General features: G+C 70.2%; 21 protein-coding genes. 15 read left to right on the forward strand and 6 right to left on the reverse strand.

All coding sequences use genetic code 11. From position 1 onward, the window contains the following. Nucleotides 1-107: 107 nt before the first annotated feature. From ispG to ACFYWJ_RS14770, 3 genes are all read left to right on the forward strand, one after another. Nucleotides 108-1,262 (forward strand): flavodoxin-dependent (E)-4-hydroxy-3-methylbut-2-enyl-diphosphate synthase, encoded by a 1,155-nt coding sequence (ispG, locus tag ACFYWJ_RS14760; RefSeq protein WP_355280564.1) that lies wholly within the window; start codon nt 108-110, stop codon nt 1,260-1,262. 76 nt (nt 1,263-1,338) lie between these two features. Continuing rightward, nucleotides 1,339-2,202 carry a GNAT family N-acetyltransferase gene (locus tag ACFYWJ_RS14765; RefSeq protein ID WP_355280566.1) on the forward strand — a complete coding sequence of 288 codons (864 nt, stop codon included), beginning with the start codon at nt 1,339-1,341 and terminating at the stop codon, nt 2,200-2,202. A gap of 77 nt (nt 2,203-2,279) precedes the next feature. Then, the gene (locus ACFYWJ_RS14770) at nt 2,280-4,058 is read left to right on the forward strand and encodes a penicillin-binding transpeptidase domain-containing protein (RefSeq protein ID WP_355280568.1); all 1,779 of its coding nucleotides are present in this window, start codon (nt 2,280-2,282) and stop codon (nt 4,056-4,058) included. Here ACFYWJ_RS14770 and ACFYWJ_RS14775 read toward each other — a convergent pair. Both ACFYWJ_RS14775 and ACFYWJ_RS14780 read right to left on the reverse strand, forming a co-directional pair. After that, nucleotides 4,052-4,291 (reverse strand): hypothetical protein, encoded by a 240-nt coding sequence (locus tag ACFYWJ_RS14775; RefSeq protein ID WP_355280570.1) that lies wholly within the window; start codon nt 4,289-4,291, stop codon nt 4,052-4,054. The two genes, ACFYWJ_RS14770 and ACFYWJ_RS14775, sit on opposite strands and share 7 nt — an antisense overlap. 266 nt (nt 4,292-4,557) lie before the next feature. Continuing rightward, nucleotides 4,558-5,055 carry a peroxynitrite isomerase gene (locus ACFYWJ_RS14780; RefSeq protein WP_355280572.1) on the reverse strand — a complete coding sequence of 166 codons (498 nt, stop codon included), beginning with the start codon at nt 5,053-5,055 and terminating at the stop codon, nt 4,558-4,560. Nucleotides 5,056-5,276: 221 nt separating this feature from the next. Here ACFYWJ_RS14780 and ACFYWJ_RS14785 point away from each other — a divergent pair, with 221 nt between their 5' ends. The 4 genes from ACFYWJ_RS14785 to ACFYWJ_RS14800 all read left to right on the forward strand — a co-directional run bounded on the left by ACFYWJ_RS14785 (nt 5,277) and on the right by ACFYWJ_RS14800 (nt 9,288). Beyond that, nucleotides 5,277-6,581, forward strand: a complete 1,305-nt coding sequence (locus tag ACFYWJ_RS14785; RefSeq protein ID WP_355280679.1) for a TIGR03118 family protein — start codon at nt 5,277-5,279, stop codon at nt 6,579-6,581. Between the two features lie 105 nt (nt 6,582-6,686). Then, nucleotides 6,687-7,598 carry a thioesterase domain-containing protein gene (locus ACFYWJ_RS14790; RefSeq protein WP_355280573.1) on the forward strand — a complete coding sequence of 304 codons (912 nt, stop codon included), beginning with the start codon at nt 6,687-6,689 and terminating at the stop codon, nt 7,596-7,598. A 56-nt stretch (nt 7,599-7,654) separates the two neighbouring features. Beyond that, nucleotides 7,655-8,479, forward strand: a complete 825-nt coding sequence (locus ACFYWJ_RS14795) for an ABC transporter permease (RefSeq protein WP_387163326.1) — start codon at nt 7,655-7,657, stop codon at nt 8,477-8,479. Next, nucleotides 8,476-9,288 carry an ABC transporter permease gene (locus ACFYWJ_RS14800; RefSeq protein WP_355280576.1) on the forward strand — a complete coding sequence of 271 codons (813 nt, stop codon included), beginning with the start codon at nt 8,476-8,478 and terminating at the stop codon, nt 9,286-9,288. The genes ACFYWJ_RS14795 and ACFYWJ_RS14800 overlap by 4 nt, the downstream gene beginning before the upstream one ends. Here the strand turns inward: ACFYWJ_RS14800 and ACFYWJ_RS14805 are convergent. Further along, nucleotides 9,282-10,145, reverse strand: coding sequence for a helix-turn-helix transcriptional regulator (locus ACFYWJ_RS14805; RefSeq protein WP_355280578.1), 864 nt, complete (start codon nt 10,143-10,145; stop codon nt 9,282-9,284). The genes ACFYWJ_RS14800 and ACFYWJ_RS14805 overlap by 7 nt on opposite strands. Nucleotides 10,146-10,572: 427 nt before the next feature. On the opposite strand from ACFYWJ_RS14805, the gene ACFYWJ_RS14810 reads away from it, so the two are divergent. Continuing rightward, complete coding sequence (locus tag ACFYWJ_RS14810; protein ID WP_019048160.1) at nt 10,573-10,932, forward strand: DUF4254 domain-containing protein; 360 nt, start codon at nt 10,573-10,575, stop codon at nt 10,930-10,932. A 5-nt stretch (nt 10,933-10,937) separates the two neighbouring features. Here the strand turns inward: ACFYWJ_RS14810 and ACFYWJ_RS14815 are convergent, their stop codons facing one another. Further along, nucleotides 10,938-11,660 (reverse strand): GntR family transcriptional regulator, encoded by a 723-nt coding sequence (locus ACFYWJ_RS14815; protein ID WP_355280582.1) that lies wholly within the window; start codon nt 11,658-11,660, stop codon nt 10,938-10,940. A 96-nt stretch (nt 11,661-11,756) separates the two neighbouring features. On the opposite strand from ACFYWJ_RS14815, the gene ACFYWJ_RS14820 reads away from it, so the two are divergent. The 6 genes from ACFYWJ_RS14820 to ACFYWJ_RS14845 all read left to right on the forward strand — a co-directional run bounded on the left by ACFYWJ_RS14820 (nt 11,757) and on the right by ACFYWJ_RS14845 (nt 17,801). Further along, nucleotides 11,757-12,884 carry a TIGR03364 family FAD-dependent oxidoreductase gene (locus tag ACFYWJ_RS14820; RefSeq protein ID WP_355280584.1) on the forward strand — a complete coding sequence of 376 codons (1,128 nt, stop codon included), beginning with the start codon at nt 11,757-11,759 and terminating at the stop codon, nt 12,882-12,884. A gap of 8 nt (nt 12,885-12,892) precedes the next feature. Beyond that, nucleotides 12,893-13,603 (forward strand): phosphonatase-like hydrolase, encoded by a 711-nt coding sequence (locus tag ACFYWJ_RS14825; RefSeq protein WP_355280585.1) that lies wholly within the window; start codon nt 12,893-12,895, stop codon nt 13,601-13,603. Nucleotides 13,604-13,663: 60 nt separating this feature from the next. Next, nucleotides 13,664-14,710 carry a 2-aminoethylphosphonate ABC transporter substrate-binding protein gene (locus ACFYWJ_RS14830; RefSeq protein ID WP_387163145.1) on the forward strand — a complete coding sequence of 349 codons (1,047 nt, stop codon included), beginning with the start codon at nt 13,664-13,666 and terminating at the stop codon, nt 14,708-14,710. A 28-nt stretch (nt 14,711-14,738) separates the two neighbouring features. After that, nucleotides 14,739-15,962, forward strand: a complete 1,224-nt coding sequence (locus ACFYWJ_RS14835; protein WP_387163142.1) for an ABC transporter ATP-binding protein — start codon at nt 14,739-14,741, stop codon at nt 15,960-15,962. Nucleotides 15,963-16,104: 142 nt separating this feature from the next. After that, a complete protein-coding gene (locus tag ACFYWJ_RS14840) occupies nt 16,105-17,001 on the forward strand; it encodes a 2-aminoethylphosphonate ABC transporter permease subunit (RefSeq protein ID WP_355280587.1) in 897 nt (298 codons plus the stop codon). A 2-nt stretch (nt 17,002-17,003) separates the two neighbouring features. Continuing rightward, nucleotides 17,004-17,801, forward strand: coding sequence for an ABC transporter permease subunit (locus tag ACFYWJ_RS14845; protein WP_355280589.1), 798 nt, complete (start codon nt 17,004-17,006; stop codon nt 17,799-17,801). A gap of 176 nt (nt 17,802-17,977) precedes the next feature. On the opposite strand, the gene ACFYWJ_RS14850 is transcribed toward ACFYWJ_RS14845, so the two are convergent. After that, nucleotides 17,978-18,742 (reverse strand): glucose 1-dehydrogenase, encoded by a 765-nt coding sequence (locus ACFYWJ_RS14850; RefSeq protein WP_355280590.1) that lies wholly within the window; start codon nt 18,740-18,742, stop codon nt 17,978-17,980. A gap of 216 nt (nt 18,743-18,958) precedes the next feature. After that, nucleotides 18,959-19,807 carry a helix-turn-helix transcriptional regulator gene (locus tag ACFYWJ_RS14855; protein WP_355280591.1) on the reverse strand — a complete coding sequence of 283 codons (849 nt, stop codon included), beginning with the start codon at nt 19,805-19,807 and terminating at the stop codon, nt 18,959-18,961. Between the two features lie 313 nt (nt 19,808-20,120). On the opposite strand from ACFYWJ_RS14855, the gene ACFYWJ_RS14860 reads away from it, so the two are divergent. Then, nucleotides 20,121-20,723: a hypothetical protein gene (locus ACFYWJ_RS14860; RefSeq protein WP_355280592.1), complete on the forward strand. Its 603-nt coding sequence runs from the start codon at nt 20,121-20,123 to the stop codon at nt 20,721-20,723. Nucleotides 20,724-20,873: the final 150 nt, after the last annotated feature.

The raw sequence follows: 20,873 nt of genomic DNA on the forward strand, positions 1-20,873 counted from the left end.
AACCGCTGTCGTGCCCCTCACAGGGCGTGCGCCCACTCCGCGCGACTAAGCTCGGCAGCACCACCCCAGGTCGAATCCACGAAACGTACGAAAGAAGGCAGCCGAACGTGACCAGCACAATCGGATTGGGGATGCCCGCCGCTCCCGCTGCTGTTCTCGCACCCCGGCGCAAGACCCGCCAGCTGAAGGTGGGCACCGTGGGCGTGGGAAGTGACTCGCCGATCTCGGTGCAGTCGATGACCACCACCAAGACCCACGACATCAACGCCACGCTGCAGCAGATCGCCGAGCTGACCGCGTCGGGCTGCGACATCGTCCGGGTGGCGTGTCCGCGCCAGGAGGACGCCGACGCGCTCGCCACGATCGCGAAGAAGTCGCAGATCCCGGTGATCGCCGACATCCACTTCCAGCCGCGCTACATCTTCGCCGCGATCGACGCCGGCTGCGCCGCGGTCCGGGTGAACCCGGGCAACATCAAGGAGTTCGACGGCCGCGTCGGCGAGGTCGCCAAGGCCGCGGGCGCCGCGGGCATCCCGATCCGCATCGGCGTCAACGCCGGTTCGCTGGACAAGCGGATGCTGGAGAAGTACGGCAAGGCCACCCCCGAGGCGCTGGTCGAGTCGGCGCTGTGGGAGGCGAGCCTGTTCGAGGACCACGGCTTCGGCGACATCAAGATCTCGGTCAAGCACAACGACCCGGTGATCATGGTGGAGGCCTACCGGCAGCTGGCCGCGCAGAGCGACTACCCGCTGCACCTCGGCGTCACCGAGGCGGGTCCGGCCTTCCAGGGCACGATCAAGTCCGCGGTGGCGTTCGGCGCGCTGCTCAGCGAGGGCATCGGTGACACGATCCGGGTCTCGCTGTCGGCCCCGCCCGCCGAGGAGGTGAAGGTCGGCGGCCAGATCCTGCAGTCGCTGAACCTGCGCCCGCGCAAGCTCGAGATCGTGTCCTGCCCGTCGTGCGGGCGCGCCCAGGTCGACGTCTACACCCTGGCCGACGCGGTCGCGGCCGGTCTCGACGGCCTCGAGGTGCCGCTGCGCGTCGCCGTGATGGGCTGCGTGGTGAACGGTCCGGGCGAGGCCCGCGAGGCCGACCTCGGTGTCGCCTCGGGCAACGGCAAGGGCCAGATCTTCGTCAAGGGCGAGGTCATCAAGACCGTGCCGGAGGCGCAGATCGTGGAAACCCTGATCGAAGAGGCGATGCGCATTGCCGAGGAGATGGGCGAGCAGCCGGGCGCCGAGCCGGTCGTCACCGTCGGCTGACCTCCGCCGCTCACGGTCGGACGTCGGATTCGGCGGACCTGTACCACGGCGCGTGCTTTCGTGGCAGGCTGGTGCCGTGCGGAGTCTGCTGGAGCCGACGCGACGGTCCAAAACCCCTCCCGCGCGCCCGGTGTCCGTGCGAGATCTGGGCGAGGTGCTGCGTGTGCTCGACTCCGACCCGGTGGCCTCGTGCATGATCGCGGCCAGGGTGCAGGAGTTCGGGCTGGACACGCGCTCCGGGCTCGGTGAGCTGTGGAGCCGGGGCGGGCCCGCGGACTCCCTGTGTTTCTCCGGCGCGAACCTCGTGCCGCTGCGCGGTGACCAACAGGCCCTGCGCGCGTTCGCGGATCGGGCGGCGCGCTGGCCGCGGGTGTGTTCCTCGGTCGTCGGCAGGCAGGAGCTGGCGCTGCCGCTGTGGGAGCTGCTGCTGCCCAAGTGGGGCCCGGCCAGGGAACTGCGCGCCGATCAGCCGTTGCTCGCGCTCGCCGCGCCCGCGCTGGCCCGCCCCGACGCCGGCGTGCGCCGGGTGCGCCCCGACGAGATCGACCGCTACCTCACCGCGGCGATCGCCATGTTCATCGAGGAGGTCGGCGTCGACCCGCGCGCGGGCGACGGTGGCCGTGGCTATCGCAGGCGGATCCAGAGCCTGATCGAATCCGGCAGGGCCTGGGCACGTTTCGAGGACGGCGAGGTCGTCTACAAGGCCGAGATCGGCGCGCTGTCGCGGCGCACCGGGCAGATCCAGGGCGTGTGGGTGCACCCGGACTTCCGTGGCGCCGGTGTCGGCACCGCGGGCACCGCCACGGTCGCCAATGCCGTTGTCGCGACGGGACGTACGGCGAGCCTGTACGTCAACGACTACAACCGGATCGCCCGACGTGCTTACAGCCGTGTGGGTTTCCGCCAGATCGCGACCTTCGCCACGGTGCTCGTCGACTGATTTCCGGGCGTGTACGGCGCCGTCCTGCGGGGTTTGCTGCCCGGTCGCCGCTACCATCGGTGCCGATGAGGACACGGATGGTAACCACGTTCGCGGTGGCCGCCCTCGCGGTGGCGGCGACCGCCTGTTCCGCGGGCCCGCAGGGACCGGTACCCGCCGCCGACGCCTTCGCCGAGGCGTTCGCCGACCACGATCTCGCCGCGGCCGCCGAGCTCACCACCGCCCCCGAGAAGGCCACGGCCGCACTGACTTCGGCGTGGCAGGCGCTACAGGCCGAGAAGCTGGAGATCCGCACCGGCGACGCGCGCGTCAGCGGCGACACGGCCACCGTCGACTACACCTACGCGTGGACCCTGCCCAAGGGCCGCCAGTGGACCTACACCGGCGAGTTGCAGATGGGCCGCACCGGAGGCCGCTGGCTGGTGCGCTGGACCTCCGCCGACATCCATCCCAAGCTGGGTGACACCCAGACCTTGGAACTGCGCACCGCGCAGGCGCCGCGCGCGCGGGTCAACGAGTCGGCGGGCAGCGATGTGCTGGTGCCGGGCAAGGTGTCGCGGGTGCGTTTCGACGTCGCCGCGGCCACCGAGCCGGACCGGGTCGCCGGCGCCCTGGCCGCGGCGCTGAGCCGGATCGACCCGGTGGCCTACACGCCGCAGACGATCCTGGCCGCGGCCCGCGGCGCAGGTGGGCCCGCCACGGTGATCCTGCTGACCGAGTACGAGGCCGACACCATCGGCGGCGAACTGATCGGCCTGCCCGGTGTCACGCTGACCCAGGAGTGGGACATGGTGCCCACCGATCGCAAGTTCGCGCCCGATCTGCTCACCCAGGTGCGCAAGACGGTGATCGCCGAGGTCGACGGCAAGGCCGGCTGGAGCGTGGTCACCCGCAATGCCAACGGCGCCGATCTCGATGTGCTGCACGAGGTCGCGGCCCAGCCAGCGCCCTCGTTCGCGCTGAGCATCGACCGGTTCGTGCAGAACTCCGCGCAGCACGCGGTGGACCTGCGCACCGAACAGACGATGATGGTGGTGCTGCGCCCGTCGACCGGGGCGATTCTCGCGGTGGCCCAGAACAAGGCCGCCGATCGCGACGGTCCGGTCGCCACCAGCGGCCAGTATCCGCCGGGCTCGATCTTCAAGACGGTGACCGCCTCGGCCGCGATGGCGGCGGGCATCGCCACCCCGGAGACGGTGCTGCCGTGTCCGAGCCGCACCACCATCGGCGAGCGCACCATCCCCAACTACAACCTGTTCTCCGTCGGCGACGTGCCGATGGCCACCGCCTACGAGCGCTCGTGCAACACCACCTTCGCCCGGCTGGCCAGCAGGCTGGACGGCACCGCCCTCACCGACGCCGCGGCCCGGCTCGGCATCGGCCAGGAGTACGCGGTGGAGGGCCTGCCGACGATGTCGGGGTCGGTGCCGCCCGCCGAGGAACTCGTCCAGCGCGCCGAGGACGGCATCGGGCAGGGCCGGGTCGTGGTGAGCCCGTTCGGCATGGCCGTGATGGCGGCGACGGTCGCCCAGGGCGCGGCACCGGTGCCGTACCTGATCGCGGGCAGGCCGACCCGGGTCGACGGTGACCGGCCCGCGATCGAGGCGAACGTGGTCGACGGCCTGCGCACGATGATGCGCATGGTCGTCACGGGCGGCACCGCCGAACGGATCAGGGACCAGGGCGAGGTGTACGGCAAGACCGGCGAAGCCGAGGTCGACGGCGGGTCGCACTCATGGTTCGTCGGCTACCGGGGGGACATGGCGTTCGCGACGCTGCTGGTCAAGGGTGGCAGCTCCGACAACGCGGTCGCCGTCACCCGGGATATGTTCGCCGCGCTGCCGCCGGGCTACTGAACGGGCGCGGAGGCGGTGTGGCCGGGTCCGTCGGCGTTCTCGGTCGCCAGCAGGCCCCGCACCACCGCGAGTGAACTGCTCTCGGAATGGGCTGTCGCCGTGTTGTGCACGACGTTGTACCCGGCGATGGGCTCGGGCGCGGCATTCGTGCCTGCGCCGTCGAGGAGGTCGATGGCGGCAGCGCCGCCCAGGATCATTCCGGCAGTGGTCAAGATCAGGGTGGAACGCCTCATGGTTCGTCTCCCTCGTTCAGGGTTTCGACGTGCTTTCCCGGGCACCCTTTCGATTGTCTGGTGGTTAGCTGTTGCTTGAACCGTAGAACGGTCGCCGCGGGGCAACAACCGACGGCGGTAAGCGACACACAATTGTTGCGTTATGTGCGGGCGTGTTCGAACACAACCGGTACGCGACCGTGATGAAAAGGTGAATGTGTGGTGTCGGGCAACGAAATCCGCAGTTCAGCGGCCTCGGTACGGTAAATTACCGAATTCGGAGAACGTTACGTGCGTTGCAGAGTCGCGGCCAGATGGTGCTGCAGGGATTCGCCGACGGCGGCCATTCGCAACGTGTAGTCGATCGTGTCCCCGGTCACGTGGAAAGAGCGGCCGAGCGCGGTAACCGGTTTCGCCGAACCGCTCAGGCCGATATTCGTCGAGTTCAATTCCAGGCGGATTCCGTCGACGGTTTCGGTGATCGTGCCCTCGCAGATCTCGGTGATGCCGGTGGGGTGGGCGAGGATCAGCTCGACCCGGCCGGGGGCGGGGCAGCGCAGGTAGCCGGTCTCGGCGTGCAGCGGCCTGCCGTCGGAGGCGGCCTTGGTCCGCTGCCGGTAGGTGAGGAACGGCCTGCCGAGGTGCCCGAAGGTGATCTCCTCGACGTAGTCGAACGATTCGATGGTCGGGTACTCGCCGTGGCCGCGGCCGCGCCAGCTGCCGAGCAGCGGTGCCAGGGCGGCGATGTCGGGATGGGGGGCTACGGGGGCGGAGGGTTCGACCACGGGCGACAGCCTAATGGCGCAGTCGGCGTAGCCGTCGACAGACCCGCGCATGGCCGGAGCGAATGCGGAGGTACGCCTAGACCTGCCCTCGCGTCGACGGTCACGGCACGCCGGGGCTCCGGTCAGGCTAAGGTCAGCCTCGCCTGAACGCCGTCCGGCGGAGGTCGAAAGGATAGAACGTGAACGGACATGTGAGGGGTACCCGCGGGGTACGGTCCGGGCTGGTGCGCGGTGCGGTTCTCGGTGCGGCCCTGCTACTGGCCGCGGCGTGCTCGGGTTCCGAGCAGGCGGGCGACGATGTGGCCGCGCTCGACGGGAACCGGTACAGCCAGACGAACCTTGCCGCCAACAAGGATTCCTACCACGCCCAGTTCACATTCCCCGACATGGTCAACGCCTGGGGCCTGGCCGATCGCCCCAAGGGCGCGGGCGGGCACTTCTGGGTCGGCGCGGGCGGCAAGTCGTACCAGTTCGTCGGTGACGTGCAGGCGTCCTCGGAGCCGAAGCTGCAGAAGCTGTTCCAGGACCAGCTCAAGCTCGTCGGCGTGCCCGGCGCCGACGCCGACACCTCGGACAAGAGCGTCGGCAAGGTCACCGGCGTGGTGTTCAACCCGGCCCCGATCACCTCCGACCTGTTCGCCGTGCGCGACCAGTGGGTGGACGTCGACGGCATGCCGATCCCGCTCGGCGGCTCGTCGCGGTTCATCTTCGCGACCGACTCCGGCAAGATCTCGGCCTGGACCGAGCAGGCGCCCGACGGCGCGATCGTGCGCCGCGACGGCGGCGCGAACCAGGTGTTCGACGGTGCGGCGCAGGGCATGGCGTTCTTCGGGATCGCGCTGTCGCCGTCCGGGGACAAGCTGCTCGCCGCCGACTTCGGCGCCGACCCGCAGGTCCGCACCTTCGACAAGTTCTGGCAGCCGGTGGCGACCACCGGCTTCGCCAACCCCTTCGCCACCGGTGACGTGATCGACCCGGCCACCCCTGAGAAGGGCAAGAAGGCCAAGCCGGGCGATCCGGCCCCGTTCAACATCACCACCCTGGGCAGCCGGGTGTTCGTGTCCTACGCGATCACCCAGCCGGACGAGAAGGACCCCAAGGCCTTCGACAAGGCCGAGGAGGACTCCCTCGACGCCGAGGCCGACAAGTCCGCCAACGGCAAGCCCGACAAGGGCAAGGTGGCCGAGTTCGACGCCGCGGGCAAGCTGGTGCGGATCATCGACGACGGCGGCAGGCTCAACGCGCCCTGGGGTGTGGCGATCGCGCCGTCGAACTTCGGCGCGCTCTCGGGCAAGCTGCTGATCGGCAACTTCGGTGGTCTCGGCCGCGTGCTGGCCTACGACGACACCACCGGCACCTTCGTCGACTACCTGCGGGACGGCAACGCGAAGCCGGTCGAGATCGCCGGGCTGTGGGCCCTGATGTTCGGCAACGGTGAGAGCCTCGGCGACGCCAACGCGCTGTACTTCACCGCGGGCCCGGAGGACGAGAAGGAAGGGCTGTTCGGCAGCCTGCGCGTGCAGTAGCGGTCCGCCGCTGCGGGTTCCGCACCCACCGGACGCTTCGAGTGTCCGGTGGGTGCCCCCGAAACCGGTGGGCCGGAGCCGGTTTCGTACGACGTATCATTTGTTGTGAGCTCTCCCGCCGACCCGTCCGCCCCGGCTTGTGCGTGGCCGCAGGAGCGGCCCGAATCCTGCCTGGCGGTCCCGGCTTTCGACGACCGGCGCGCCGGGGCGTCGGCGCTGGCGCCGGTACTGCCGATCCGTCCGCTCGGTCCGCGGGTCGACGGTGTGCCGCTGTTCTGCCTGGCCGGTGATTCGGGCCTTTCCTGGAGCTACGCGGGCCTGCTCGCCCACCTCGATCCGCGCGTCCCCGTGTACGGGATGCAGGCGCCTGCCGCGCCCACGCCACCTCGCACCATCGGCGCATCGGCCGCCCGCGTCGTCGCCGAGATCCGCCGGATCGCCCCGCACGGCCCGTATCAGCTGCTCGGTTGGTCATCGGGTGGTTTCGTCGCCCACGAGGCCGCGGTTCAGCTGCGCGCGCTGGGCGAGGACGTCGGGGTCGTGCTGCTCGACACCGATCCCGCCGCCTGCCGCGACGCGCCGCCGCCCCGGCTGTCGGTGGGGGAGTTCGTCGCCCGCTTCGCCCCGCAGTTCGGTGTCGAGGCCGACACCGCCGCCCTGTCCGACGACCGGACCGCCGCCGTCCTCGCCGCGGCCCTGGCCGGGACCGTGGAGCTCACCGGCGCCGACCTGGTCCGGCTCGCCGACGCCGCCGACGCGGTGGCCGGGATGGTGGCAGGCCACCGCCCCTCGGTGCTGACCGGTGACCTGACCGTGTGCGTCGCCGGTCGCGGGCCCGACGGCGCCGAGCGGCCGGATCCGGCCGCCGCGGTGCGGAACTGGCGACCGTACGTCGAGGGCACGGTGACCGGCTTCGTGCTCGATGCCGCCCCCGGCGAGCTGACCGCGCCCGAGATCGTGCCCGAGATCGCCCGCGTGCTCGGCACGGCCGTGCCGAGCACGCGCACCCGATGCTGACCGCGCCCGGTTCCCCTGCGCCCGCCGCCGGGATCACGCACGATGGGGCGGTGTGGATTTCGGCCGATCGTGTGGTCGTGCGCCCCGAGCGGGTGGCGACCTCGGCGATCACCCAGTGGTGGGTGCTGTCGCTGCGGCTGATCCGGCCGTCCTGGCGGACCGGGGAGATCCTCACCGCGATCCTCGCGCCGGTGGTCTTCACCCTCGGCTTCTACGTGCCGCTGAACCTGGTCATGAGCGAGTACGGGCACGGCCTGAGCAGCTACGCGCAGTTCCTGATGCCGATGCTCATCCTGCAGGCGGTCTCGTTCTGCGCCATCGCCGCGGCCTTCCGCTCGGCCACCGATGCCCGCGACGGTCTCGACCTGCGCCTGGCCACCCTGCCGATGCCGCGCTGGGTGCCGTGGGCGGCCAGGATGACCGCCGCGGGCCAGCGGTCGGTGGTCGCGGTGACCGCCGCCCTGGCGTGCGGCACGCTGGTCGGCTTCCGGTTCTACGGACCCTGGTGGCACACCGTCGGATTCGTCGGGGTGTCGCTGCTGATCGCCGCCGCGCTGTGCTGTGGCGCCGACCTGCTCGGCAGCGTGACGACGAGCCCGGAGGCGACCACCCAGATCCTGGTGCTGCCCCAGCTGATCCTCGGCATGGTGTCCACCGGCTTCGCCCCGGCGAGCCAGTTCCCCGGCTGGATCCAGGGCTACGCCCGCAATCAGCCGGTCTCGCAGTTCGTCACCGGCATGCGCGCGCTGGCGGGCGATGCCACCGGGAACGCGGGCGCGGTGGATCTCCCGACGCTCGGCCCCGGGCTGGCCTGGGCGCTCGGCCTGCTCCTCGGCTGCGGCGCACTGGCCTGGCTGCGCGCGGTCCGGCGGCGCGGATGACCACCGGCGCCGCCCTGCCGGTGGTCACCGGGCGCACCGAGACGCTGCGGATGCTGCTGCCGCAGACCATGATCCAGACCAAGCGTCTGCTGATGCGCTGGTACCGCGATCCGCTGACCGTCATGCAGGCGCTGGTGTTCCCTTCGCTGCTGCTGGTGATGCTGGACTCCGTGCTGGGCACCCAGGTCTCGGCCTTCGCCGACGCCGACGCGCTCTACGGCTCGGTACCGATGCTCGCGCTGGTCGGGGTGATGTCGGGATCGCTGGCCGGCGCGGTGACCCTGGGGCGCGAACGCGACGAGGGCCTGCTCGCGCGGTTCTGGGTGCTGCCCGTGCACCGTGCCTCCGCCCCGCTGTCGCGGATCGCGGCCGAGTGCACGCGCATCGCGCTGAGTACCGTGGCGATCTTCGCGGTCGGCGCGGTGCTCGGATTCCGGTTCACCCAGGGTCCGCTCGCCGCCCTCGCCCTGTTCGCGATCCCGCTGCTCTACGGTCTCGGCTTCGCCACCATGGTCACCGCGCTGGCGGTGTACACCTCCAAAACCGCACTGGTCGAGGTGATCTCGCTGGGCTCGTCGATGCTGATGTTCTTCAGCACCGGCTTCGTCCCGCTGCGGGCCTATCCGGAGTGGGCGCGTCCGCTGGTCGAGCACAATCCGCTGACCCACGCGATCGACACCATGCGCGGCCTCGCGCTCGGCGGACCGGTGCGCGCTCCACTGCTGGCGACGCTGGCCTGGTCGCTCGGCGCGGTCGCGGTGTTCGCGCTACCCGCCGTGCTCGGGTTCCGGCGAGCCGTGCGCTACTGAGCGATCGCGGCGCGCGCGTCGGCGAGCAGCAGCGCCGAATCGCGCGGGCTCAGCGCCATCGCGCGCAGCTGATCGAAGATCACGCCGAACCGGCGGATCTCGGAATGACCCTCGACGAGGGTGTCGATCGCCAGGCTCTCCACGTACACCAGTTCGGGGTCGACCGGGTTGCGGAAATCGAGGAGGGTGAACGAGCCTGCCATGCCGGGGTGCGCGCCCGCGTCGAACGGCAGGATCTGCAGGATCACGTTCTTGCGCTTGGTTTCGGTGATCAGCCGGTCGAGCTGGCCTGCCATCACGGCGGGCCCGCCGACGACCCTGCGGATGGCCGCCTCGTCCATCACGACCCACAGCTCGAGCGGATCGTCCTTGGACAGGTTGACCGCGCGGTCCATCCTGGCCTTGGCCCTGCTCTCCATGGTGGCGGCGTCGAGGCGGGGCATGGAGGTGTCGATGACGGCGGCCGCGTACTCGTAGGTCTGCAGCAGGCCGGGCACGGTCGAGGTCTGGTATTGGCGGGCCGATAGTGCTTCCGCCTCGAAGTTGATGTAGGTGGCGTAGACGTCGGACACCGCGCCTTCGTAGGCGTGCGACATACCGGGTTTCAGCGCGTCGGTGAGCAGGCTGAGCGCTTCTTCGCGGGTTTTCTCGTTGACCTGATACAGGTCGAGCATCGCGCCGAGGGTGCGGCGTTGCGGGCGTGCCTGCGCCATTTCGATGCGATACAGCGTGGTCACGTTGATGCCGGTGCGAGCGCTGACGTCTTCCTTGCTGAGACCGGCGGTTTCGCGTAACTCGCGCAGCATGGCGGCGAGCCTGCGTAGTCGGACCGTCAGTGTCGTGCGCTTGCCTGCCATGGTTCCCCTTCGCCTGTGGCGCGCTTCGTGAATCGCATTATTGCGCTGTGCGGCCTCGATGTCACGCGATCGGCCGAGAACGATGCCTCCGGCGCATAGCTGAAGGTCGGCGGGCGTGTGGACATGCCGTAAACCGGTGCCGCCGTGCGGATGTGACCATCGGTTCTGTCAGGGCGGCTTTACCGCAAGGCTGACAACGCAATCTTGCGTTTCGCAGTGTGAGCGAGCATGATCCAGTTAGCCTGGTTGCGAGCAATCCGAACAGAAGACCGGGATAACCGAATCGAGAGCCAATCATGTTGGTACACAAATCTTGGGTGTCGGGTGAATTCGGGGCGTTGCGATGAGCGCGCCGGTGATGGGGGTACTGCCGACTGCGCCGCAATTGTTGTGCGCATTCCAGGGCAGGCGTTTTCAAGATCGAGAATTGTTGCGGTCGGCGCACGCACTGGCTGAACTGCACGAACGGCGGGCACAGGTGCGCGATGCCGCACTGATCGCCGAAATCGATTGCCGTCGCAGCGAACTCGTCGACGACATCAACGACTGGATCGTCCAGGAGATCCCACTGCACCGTAACGGCGCGTCACTGCACACCGAGAGCCTCGGTGCGGTGGTCGACCGGATGGCACGCAGCTGGGTCGACGCGAACCAGGCCATCGATCTCGACGGCGCGCGCAGCGACAGCACGCACAAGCACTGGTATCACCTCGCCGAACTCGTCGACGGCTACACCGACCTGGTCACCGATGTGGCAGGCGGACGCAGGCGGCTGCCCGAGCAGTAACCGGGCTACTCGTGCTCGGGTGACAGCCTCGCCTCGAAGGCGACGCGGTCACCCCGGTACAGCGAGCGCACCCGTTCGATGGGTGCGCCGTCGGCATCGACGCTGCGTCGATGCAACAGCAACATCGGCAACGCCGTTGTGCATTCGAGCAGGCCCGCTTCTCTGGGCGCTGCCAGGACGGTTTCGATGCGTTCCCGCGCACCGGCGAGTTCGACGCCGGTCGCGCGGATCGCGGCGTACAGCGACGTGGTCGGGTCGTAGCTGCCACGCAGGCCGGCGAAGCGATGCAGTGGCAGGTAGGTGCTCTCCAGGCCGATGCGTTCACCATCGGCGAGCAGGACCCGTTCCAGGTGCATCACCGTCGCGCCCGGCTCCAGTTCCAGGTCGGCCGCGGTCTCCGCGTCGGCGGCGACGTCCTCCCAGCCGACCAGGATGCGGCCGGGGGTGCGGCCGAGACTGATCGCGCCCTCGGTGTAGGAGCGCAGCGACAGCGGCTGGGTCAGCTTGGGTCGCGAGACCACCGTGCCGCGTCCTCGGCGCCGAATCCTGCCCTCCACCAGCAGTTCTCGCAGTGCCTGGCGCACCGTCTCGCGGGCGACGCCGAAGCGGGTGGCGAGGTCGCGTTCGGACGGCACCGGGTCGCCTTCGTCGAGATCGGCCAGGATGGCGTCGATCTCGGTGCGAACCAGGAACACCTTCGGAACGCGCGTCGTGTGCGGTGCATCCATGCCCGCCAGCGTACTCGATTGGTCTATACCAAAAATTAACGTGCCGTTCTCGTGGCCAACACCTATCGGTCTAGACCATTTGCCACCATCATCGGCATGCGATTGGTCATCATCGGTGGAGGGATACTCGGCACCGCACACGCCTGGGCGGCGATCGCCCGTGGCCACGAGGTCGTCCAGCTCGAACGCGAACGCGAGGCCCGCGGCGCGACGGTCCGCAACTTCGGCCTGGTCTGGGTGTCCGGCCGGGCGGCGGGGGAGCTGGAGCTGACCCTGCGCTCGCGTGAGCTGTGGGAGGAGATCGGCGGCCGGGTGGCCGGCGTCGGCTTCCGTCCGGCGGGGTCGATCACGCTGGTGCGCACGCCCGCCGAACTCGCCGTGGCCGAGGCGGCGGCCGTCGGCCCCACCGCGCAGGCGCGCGGCTTCACCCTGCTCGACCCCGCTGGGGTGCGCGCGCTCAACCCGACGCTGCGCGGCAAATACCTTGCCGGACTGCACTGCTCGACCGACGCGGCGGTGGAATCGCGCCAGGCGCTGCCCGCGCTGCGCGCCCACATGGCGGGCAGCGGCCGCTACACCTTCTTCGAGGGCACCGAGGCCCGCTCGGTGCTCGACACCGGGTCCGGCGCCGTCGTCGTCGACGATCACGGCCGCCGCCACGAGACCGACCTGGTCGTGCACTGCCCCGGTGCCGCCCATTCCGGGCTCACCCGCGAACTGGCCGGCGAGCTGCCGGTGCGCCGGGTGCGCTTGCAGATGATGCAGACCGCGCCGCTGGACGAACCGCTCACCACCGCGATCGCCGACGGCGACAGCTTCCGCTACTACCCGGGATTCGCCGGCGCGCAGGTGGATTCACTCGCGCTGGAACAGTCGCAGACCGCCACCGCCGCCGAGCACAAGATGCAGCTGCTGTGCGTGCAGCGCCTGCACGGCGGCCTGACCATCGGCGACACCCACGAATACACCGAGCCGTTCGCCTTCGACGTCGACGAGGCGCCCTACGACCACCTCACCGAGGTCACCGAGGAACTGCTCGGCCGCAAGCTGCCGCGCGTCGTGCGCCGCTGGGCGGGCGTCTACAGCCAGAGCGTCGACCCCGACGCCATCGTCACCCGGGTGCGGGCCGACACCAACGTCTGGGTCGTCACCGGCCCCGGTGGCCGCGGCATGACCCTCGGCCCCGCGATCGGCGAACAGACCGCCGACCAGATCGGACTGTGAGGACAACCATGCCGGACACCACCATTCAGCTCGCCGTCCTCGACATGGCGGGCACTACCGTCGCCGACGGCGGCCTGGTGCTGCGCGCCTTCGAGGCCGCCGCCACCGCCGCCGGGATCGAGCCGGAAGGCCCGCGTCGCGAGCAGGCCCGCCGCTATGTCGTCGACACCATGGGCCAGTCCAAGATCGAGGTCTTCCGGGCACTGCTCGGCGACGAGGCCGCCGCCCAGGCCGCCAACCTCGCCTTCGAGGCCGCCTACGACGCCCTGGTCGACGAGGCCGACATCGCGCCGATTCCCGGTGCGGTCGAGGCGATCACCGCGTTGCGCGCAGCGGGCGTGCGGGTCGCCCTGACCACCGGGTTCAGCCGGGGCACCCAGGACAAGCTGCTGGCCGCCCTCGGCTGGGCCGAGCTGGCCGACCTCACCCTGGCCCCCTCGGACGCGGGCCGCGGCCGCCCGTACCCGGACATGGTCCTCACCGCGGCCCTGCGCCTCGGCGTCGACGCGGTCGACCGGATCGCCGTGCTCGGTGACACCACCAGCGACGTCGCGACCGGCCTCGCCGCGGGCGCGGGCATCGTCGCGGGCACCCTCACCGGCGCGCACACCGCCGACCAGCTGCGCGCCGCGGGCGCCACCCACGTCATCGCCTCGGTCGCCGAGTTCCCCGCGCTGGTGCTCCCCCCTGACTCCACCGCGGCAGCCGTCGCGGTGTGACCCGAAAGATCTACCGTCCCTGCGATTCCCCTCGACAACGAGACGAAAGTTGCTGTAATCGTGCGTACTTCCCTCACCGCGCGCCGCCTGTCCAAGGTCGCGCTGCTGCTGGCCGGCGTCACCGCCGTCGCGTTCACCGCGGCCTGCGGCGGCACCGGCACCGAATCCACGGACGGCAAGACCGTCACCGTCTACTCCGCCGACGGTGTCGGCGGCTGGTACAAGAACCGGTTCGCGGAGTTCACCGCGCAGACCGGCATCGCGGTCAACCTGGTCGAGGCCGGTTCCGGCGAAGTGGTGAACCGCGTGGACAAGGAACAGTCCAACCCGCAGGCCGACGTGGTCGTCACCCTGCCGCCGTTCATCCAGAAGGCGAAGCAGTCCGGGCTGCTGCAGCCCAGCGGCATCGACACCGCCGCGATCCCGGCCGCCGACAAGGACGCCGAGGGCACCTACGTGACCCTGGCCAACAACTACCTGTGCTTCATCGCCAACCCCTCGGTCGACGCCTCCGCGCTGACCTGGGAGGACCTGCTGAAGCCGGAGTTCAAGGGCAAGCTGCAGTACTCCACCCCCGGCCAGGCCGGTGACGGCACGGCGGTGCTGGTGCTGCTGCAGCAGCTGCGCGGCAAGCAGGCCGCGCTGGACTACCTGGCCGCGTTGCAGGCCAACAATGTCGGCCCGTCCTCCTCGACCGGCAAGCTGCAGGCCAAGGTCGACAAGGGCGAGCTGCTGATCGCCAACGGTGACGTGCAGATGAACCTGACCACGGTGCAGGAGAAGGGCTCCAAGTTCACCGTCTTCTTCCCCGCCACCGCGGGCAAGCGTTCCACCGTGTCGGTGCCGTACATGATGGGCCTGGCCAAGGGCGCGCCGCACAAGGACGACGCCACGAAGCTGATGAGCTTCCTGCTCGCCACCGACGCGCAGAGCAAGCTCGGCCCGGAGGCCTTCGCGGTGTCCCCGCGCACCGATGTGCGGGCCCCCGCCGACGGCGGTCCGGCCGCCACCCTGCGTGGTGTCGACGTGGTCGCGGTCGACTGGAACAAGGTCCTCACCGAGCTGGACGCCGACGTCGCGGCGTACCAGAAGGCAACCGGCAGCTGAATCCGGCTGTGCTGTAAGGGAGTAGACGATGTCCGACGGTGACCTCAGCATGAAGTCCGCTACCGCCGCCCGCACCGGGACGGCCACGACGAACGAGCCGGCGATCGTGTTCGACCGGGTCGGGGTCAGCTACGGCAGGGGCCGCAAGGCCGCGGTCGCGCTGGCCGATTTCACCCTGCGCGTCGCCGTCGGCGAGACCGTCGCGCTCCTCGGCCCGAGTGGGTCGGGCAAGTCGACCGCGCTCAAGGCGCTGGCCGGTTTCGTCCGGCCCACCTCGGGCGCGGTCCGGCTGGCCGGGCGCGACGTCACCGATCTCTCGCCCGCCGCGCGCGGGATCGGTGTCGTCGTCCAGTCCTACGCGCTGTTCCCGCACATGAGCGTGCACGGCAATGTCGCCTTCGGGCTGAAATCACATCGGGTGCCGCGCGACGAGATCGGTGCGCGGGTCACCGAGGCGCTGGAGATGGTCGGCATGGCCGGCTTCGCCCAGCGGCTGCCGCGGGAGCTGTCCGGTGGCCAGCAGCAGCGGGTGGCGATCGCCCGCGCGCTGGCCATCCGGCCCGCGGTCCTGCTGCTCGACGAGCCGCTGGCCGCGCTCGACGCGCAACTGCGCCAGGCGATGCTGGGCGAACTGCAGGAACTGCGCAAGGCGCTGCCCGACACCGCGATGCTGTACGTCACCCATGACCAGGCCGAGGCGCTGGCGCTGGCCGACCGGATCGCGGTGATGCGCGACTCCCGGCTGGTCGACATCGACACCGCCGAGAACCTCTGGCAGCGGCCGCCCACCGACTTCACCGCCGCCTTCCTCGGCGGCGCGAACCTGGTGCCGTGCACCGTCAATCACGTCACCGGCACGGCGGCGCTGGTCACCGCGGGCACCGCGACCCTGCGTGCGCAGGCGCCCCAGCCCGGTGTCGGACTGGCCGACTGGGCGCCGGACGACTCCGCGCTGCTGTGTATCCGGCCGCACACGATCACTCTCGGCAAGACCGGCGAACGCGATGCCCTGTGCGCCACCGTGCTGACCTCGGTGTGGCGTGGTGCCTCGACCCGGGTCGAGCTGGCGGTCGACGGGCTGCCCGGGGACCTCGCCGTCGATGTGCCAGGGCATTTCACCACCGAGGTCGGTGCGGTCGTCGGAGTGCGGCTGCCCGACCCGGCCGGGGTGCTCATTCCGAACGCGGTCGACGGTGGTCGCCGCCGCGGAGCCACCGGCGCCGGCGCGGGTCGGGAGGAGGACGCGTCGTGATCGACATCGTCAGCGTCCGAGAAGTATCAGGCGGGCCGAACTGGCTACGGCGTGGTGGTCGGGTGGCGGTGAGCGGTGCGCGCCGCGTCGGTGCCGGTCGGCTCGGCGCCGGTGTCCCGTGGCCGGTGCGGCGGGTGTCACGATGAGCGCGCCCGTCGTCGAATCGCCGACCCCTGCTCCCGCTCCGAAAGTCGTTGTCCCCCGTCGATCATGGGCGCCGATCCTGTGGACACTGCCGCCCGCCCTGGTCGTGCTCGGCATCGCCGGCTACCCGATCCTGCGGGTGCTCACCGAATCGACGCAGACCCCGACCGGGCGCGGCACCGACGTGTGGACCTCGGTGCTCGGCTCGGAGTCGTTCCGGGAAGCCCTGTGGCGCACCGTGTCCATCGCCGTGTGCGCGACCGCGGGCTGCCTGGTCCTCGGGACGTTCCTGGCGATCGTGCTCGCGTTCGTGCCGTTTCCCGGGGCGGGGGTGGTCGGCAGGCTCATCGACACGATCCTGACCCTGCCCTCGTTCCTGATCACCCTCGCGTTCACCTTCCTCTACGGCACGGCGGGCGCGGTGAACGCGCTGCTGGCCGAGCTGACCGGCGCGACCCAGCCGGTCGTCGACTTCCTCACCACCCCGCTCGGCGTGATCCTGGCCGAGATCACCTACTTCACCCCGTTCGTGGTGCGCCCGGTGCTGGCCGCGTTCGCGCAGTTGCCGCGCGAACAGCTCGACGTGGCCGCGAGTCTGGGCGCCTCGCCGTGGCGGGTGCTGCGGCAGGTGGTGCTGCCCGAGGCGTGGCCCGCGCTGGCGGCGGGCGGCAGCCTCGTGCTGCTGCTGACGCTCAACGAGTTCGGCATCGTGCTGTTCACCGGCGCGAAGGGCGTGATCACGCTGCCCGCGCTGATCTACACCCGCGGCATCGTCACCTTCGACCTGCCCGGCGCCGCCGTACTGGCCTCGGTGCAGGTGCTGCTCTCGCTCACCCTGTACCTGACCTACCGGCTCGTCTTCGCCCGGTTCACCGCCCGCCCGAAGGGGGATTGATCGTGCTCGTCTGGACTCCCCGGGGAAAGGCCCTGGTGCTCGGCCTGTTCGGGGTGGTGGTGGCGGTGGTCTTCGTCGCCCCGATCGCCACCGTGGTCGCCGCCGCGCTGGCGGGCAGCTGGACCGGCCCGCTGCCCTCGGACCTCGGTGTCACCAATCTCGGCAACGCGCTCAGTGGTGAGCAGGCGGCGAGCCTGTCGGTGAGCCTGCAGACCGCCCTGCTGGCGGGCGCGCTCTCGCTGGTCCTCGGCACCTGGGCGGCGCTCGCCTCGCGCGCGGCGCCCACCTGGTTGCGCCGGGTGACCGACGCGGTGTTCCACCTGCCGGTCGCGGTGCCCTCGGTCGCCGTCGGCCTCGGCGTGCTCATCGCCTTCAACGAACGCCCGCTGCTGCTCGGCGGCACCAAGTGGATCGTGATCGTGGCGCACACGGTGCTGGTCCTGGCCTACGCGTTCAGCGCGGTGTCGGCCGCGCTGGACCGGCTCGACCCGGCGTACCGGCAGGCCGCCGAATCCCTCGGCGCCGGTCCCCTGCGCGTGCTGTGCCAGATCACCCTGCCACTGCTGCTCCCCGCCCTCGGCGCGGCAGCCGGCCTGGCCATCGCCCTGTCCATGGGTGAGCTGGGCGCGACGATCATGGTCTACCCCGCCACCTGGAAGACATTGCCCGTCAGCATCTTCGCCCAAACCGACCGCGGCGAGGTGTTCGACGCCGCGGCCGGTACCACGGTCCTGGTGGTGGTGACGCTGGTGGTGCTGGTCGTCCTCGGCCGGGTGCGGGGACGCGCCGCGCTGCGCTGATCGGACGGTCCGAAACCGGGGCCGCCGGTCGTCTCGTGTCCCACGCGGGCGGACCGCCACTCCGGTCAGCGCCTTTGCCGGGCAACCGATTACCGGCTTCCCGGCGCCAGCCTGCGGACCGCCGATCCCGATGCCGTCAGCGGTGTATTCAGGAGGGCGCCGACCCGGCGCGGGGCTCACAGGAGTGCGGCGGCGTCCACAGCGGTGAGGCCGCCGTCGACGCGCAGGTCGTGGCCGTTGACGTAGGCGGCGTCGGGAGAGGCGAGGAACGCGACGGCGGCGGCGACATCGTCGGAGGTGCCGACGCGACCGGCGGGGGACAGGCCCGCGACACCAGCCTGGGCGGCGTCGGAGAGTTCGGCACGGAAGGCCGGGGTGTCGATGTAGCCGGGGCTGACCGAGTTCACGCGGATGCGGCGCGGCGCCAGTTCGGCGGCGAGCGTGCGGGTCAGGTTGTGGACGGCGGCCTTGCTCGCCGAGTACAGCGCCGCGCCGGGGACCCCGCGGTGCAGGCCGAACGAGGCGTTGATGACGATCGCCGCGTGCGCGGGCAGCAGCGGCAGGGTCTTCTGAATGGTGAAGAACGCGGCCTTGACGTTGGCGGCGATCACCTCGTCGAACAACGTGCCGGTCACCTGATCGATCGGCTGGAACGAGCCGATGCCCGCATTGGCGAAGACCACGTCGAGGCGGCCGAAGCGGTCGGTCAGCGTCGCGGCAAGAGCGTCCAGGTCGTCGAGATCGGTGACATCACCCGCGATGCCGTGCGCCCCCGTCCCGAGCCCGGCCACCGCCGCGTCCAGCCGGGCCTTGTCGCGCCCGGTCACCACGACCTCGGCCCCTTCGGCGAGCAGCCGATGCGCGGTCGCCAGACCCATGCCGCTGGTGCCGCCGGTGATCAGCACTGTCTTGCCGTCGAATCGAGAACTGTTGTGCGTCATGGATTCAGCGTGGACGCACCGGTACCACATAGGCAGTGCGCAGTTATCCGGGGTGTGGCACCACCAGGCTCCCGACCCATCGCTTCGACGTTGCGCGGATCGCGTGTGCTTCTGCGGCGTGGTCGCCCCCGCCGCAGACGTAGGGATGCCGCGCACAGCGGCGTTCTACGATTTCGATGCTTCCGAAGCGACCACCGCGCGGAACGCCGTCGCGGGTCAGGCGGATTCGGTCAACCGCAGGCGCGGCAGATACGTGAGGCGGTCGACGGTGTCGGTGCCCGGCTTCGGGTTGTAGAGCACGACAGACCAATTCGGCTGATCGGCGACGGTTAGCGTGGTCGCGTCGAAGTACAGCTCGCCGACCTCGGGATGCCGCAGAGCATTGACCGCCTGGACCGGGACATCCACCTCATGCCGCTCCCACAGCCGCGCGAAGTCGGGCTCGGCGGCGGCCAGTTCCCGCGCCACCCGCTGGAATTCGTCATCATGCGGGGCGAGCGCCGCATCCGCGCGATACGCCGCGACAACCCCCGGCGCCGCCGCCTCCCACAGCGCGGGCAGCCCGCGATAGCGCGGACTGGTGAAGAACGTGACCAGGCAATTGTGCGGTTCCCCGTCATCACACCCGAACACCCACCCGGCCACCACATTGAACGCCAGAATGTTCCAGTACCGATCCCGCACCACCGCGGGCCCCCGCTCCCACCCATCGAGCAACTGCCGGATCTCCACGGTCACCTCGGTCCCCGCCGCGGCACGCGGGGGCGGCGGATTGAGCCCGGCAAGCAAATACAGATGCCCCCGCTCGGGTTCACTCAGCAGCAGAACCTTCCCCACCGCATCGAGCACGTCCCCCGACACCGTGATGTCACGCCCTTGCTCGAGCCACGTGTACCAAGACACCCCCACCCCCGCCAACATCGCGACTTCTTCACGCCGCAACCCCGGAGTACGCCGACGCCCCGCCGCGGGTAGCCCAACATCGCCTGGCCGGACCCGTTCCCGCCGCGACCGCAGGAAATCACGGAGTTGCTCACGACGGTGGGCGGATGCTGCACTGGCCATCCCTCCACGCTAACCGCGCCGCCGGACGTCCGGCGACCTGGTGCGGCGGAGGCGAGATCGCCCGGCGCTGCAATCGCCAAGGCCATGGAGGCCGCCACGCCCGGTAGTCACACCCACCACACCACTTTCGTGGACAACAACGGCGAGAACACCCACTACCCACGCCCCGAACGTGACTCGAGCCACGGAATCAATTGGTAGCCAACGCAGCTGATCCACGACGTACGCCGGAAGGAGTGATAGCCGCACGTCCATGATGTGATACTCGGATGTTTGGGCGCGGTTTTGGTTGCGATTCATAGAACATATGCGGGTGAATCTAGATGCGCACGCCAAACGCGCCCAAGAGCTGGCCCTGACACTCGGGGTACGTTCTCCTCGCGTAAAGCGCGGGAAGCTGTCGGAAAGTCTTTTGCCCGAGGGTATTTGGACACGAACTGCGGTCTACTGCCCGTACATCGCCATCACCCCGGCATTCGGCAACCTGACCGCGGCTGAGCAGGACAGCGAGTTGGCGCAGGCTGTCGTACTAGCCGACCTGATCGAATCCGGCACGCTGAAGCTGCTGTGCATCGCGTCGATCGGAAGTGTCGCCTCGATAGCCCTGGCAGGCTTTGTCACGACTGCGTTGGATGTCCCTGCGCGGCTGTGGGCTGAAGTCGCCATCACACTGTTCGTAGGTCTCTACCTCGGCATGTATCTGGTGCATATGCTGTCTTGGACGCGACGAATGGTCTACCAGGCTGACCGGAGAATTGCCGAGGTTCTGGGGGCTCCGGCGGTGACTACGAGTGTGCAAGTGTCCCGCCGGATGCGCTACAAACGGCGCGGACTGTTCGGGCTGTGGATCGGCCTCTCGATGCCTAACGAGGGCCGCAGACTCGACGCAATTGCGGACCTGGCCCCCTTGCCGTAGCCAGTCCTCGTCGGTTCTGCGCGCCCTACACTGGCTCGGCGAATGATCAGGCGCGTCGGTGTCCGAGCCGGGCTGCCGCTTCGTCCCACGGGACGTGGTGGTGTCGCAGAATATGTGAAGTGTGCAACTCGGCTCGGCACCCAGCGCACG

The sequence above is a fragment of the Nocardia sp. NPDC003269 genome (assembly GCF_042888005.1).
GTDB lineage: Bacteria > Actinomycetota > Actinomycetes > Mycobacteriales > Mycobacteriaceae > Nocardia.

Bases quoted from the DNA above. Each gene is read 5' to 3' on its own strand.
- ACFYWJ_RS14770 (WP_355280568.1), top strand. From the start codon at position 2,280: ATGGTAACCACGTTCGCGGTGGCCGCCCTCGCGGTGGCGGCGACCGCC.
- ACFYWJ_RS14775 (WP_355280570.1), bottom strand. From the start codon at position 4,291: ATGAGGCGTTCCACCCTGATCTTGACCACTGCCGGAATGATCCTGGGC.
- ACFYWJ_RS14800 (WP_355280576.1), top strand. From the start codon at position 8,476: ATGACCACCGGCGCCGCCCTGCCGGTGGTCACCGGGCGCACCGAGACG.
- ACFYWJ_RS14805 (WP_355280578.1), bottom strand. From the start codon at position 10,145: ATGGCAGGCAAGCGCACGACACTGACGGTCCGACTACGCAGGCTCGCC.
- ACFYWJ_RS14815 (WP_355280582.1), bottom strand. From the start codon at position 11,660: ATGGATGCACCGCACACGACGCGCGTTCCGAAGGTGTTCCTGGTTCGC.
- ACFYWJ_RS14820 (WP_355280584.1), top strand. From the start codon at position 11,757: ATGCGATTGGTCATCATCGGTGGAGGGATACTCGGCACCGCACACGCC.
- ACFYWJ_RS14825 (WP_355280585.1), top strand. From the start codon at position 12,893: ATGCCGGACACCACCATTCAGCTCGCCGTCCTCGACATGGCGGGCACT.
- ACFYWJ_RS14835 (WP_387163142.1), top strand. From the start codon at position 14,739: ATGTCCGACGGTGACCTCAGCATGAAGTCCGCTACCGCCGCCCGCACC.
- ACFYWJ_RS14840 (WP_355280587.1), top strand. From the start codon at position 16,105: ATGAGCGCGCCCGTCGTCGAATCGCCGACCCCTGCTCCCGCTCCGAAA.
- ACFYWJ_RS14850 (WP_355280590.1), bottom strand. From the start codon at position 18,742: ATGACGCACAACAGTTCTCGATTCGACGGCAAGACAGTGCTGATCACC.
- ACFYWJ_RS14855 (WP_355280591.1), bottom strand. From the start codon at position 19,807: ATGGCCAGTGCAGCATCCGCCCACCGTCGTGAGCAACTCCGTGATTTC.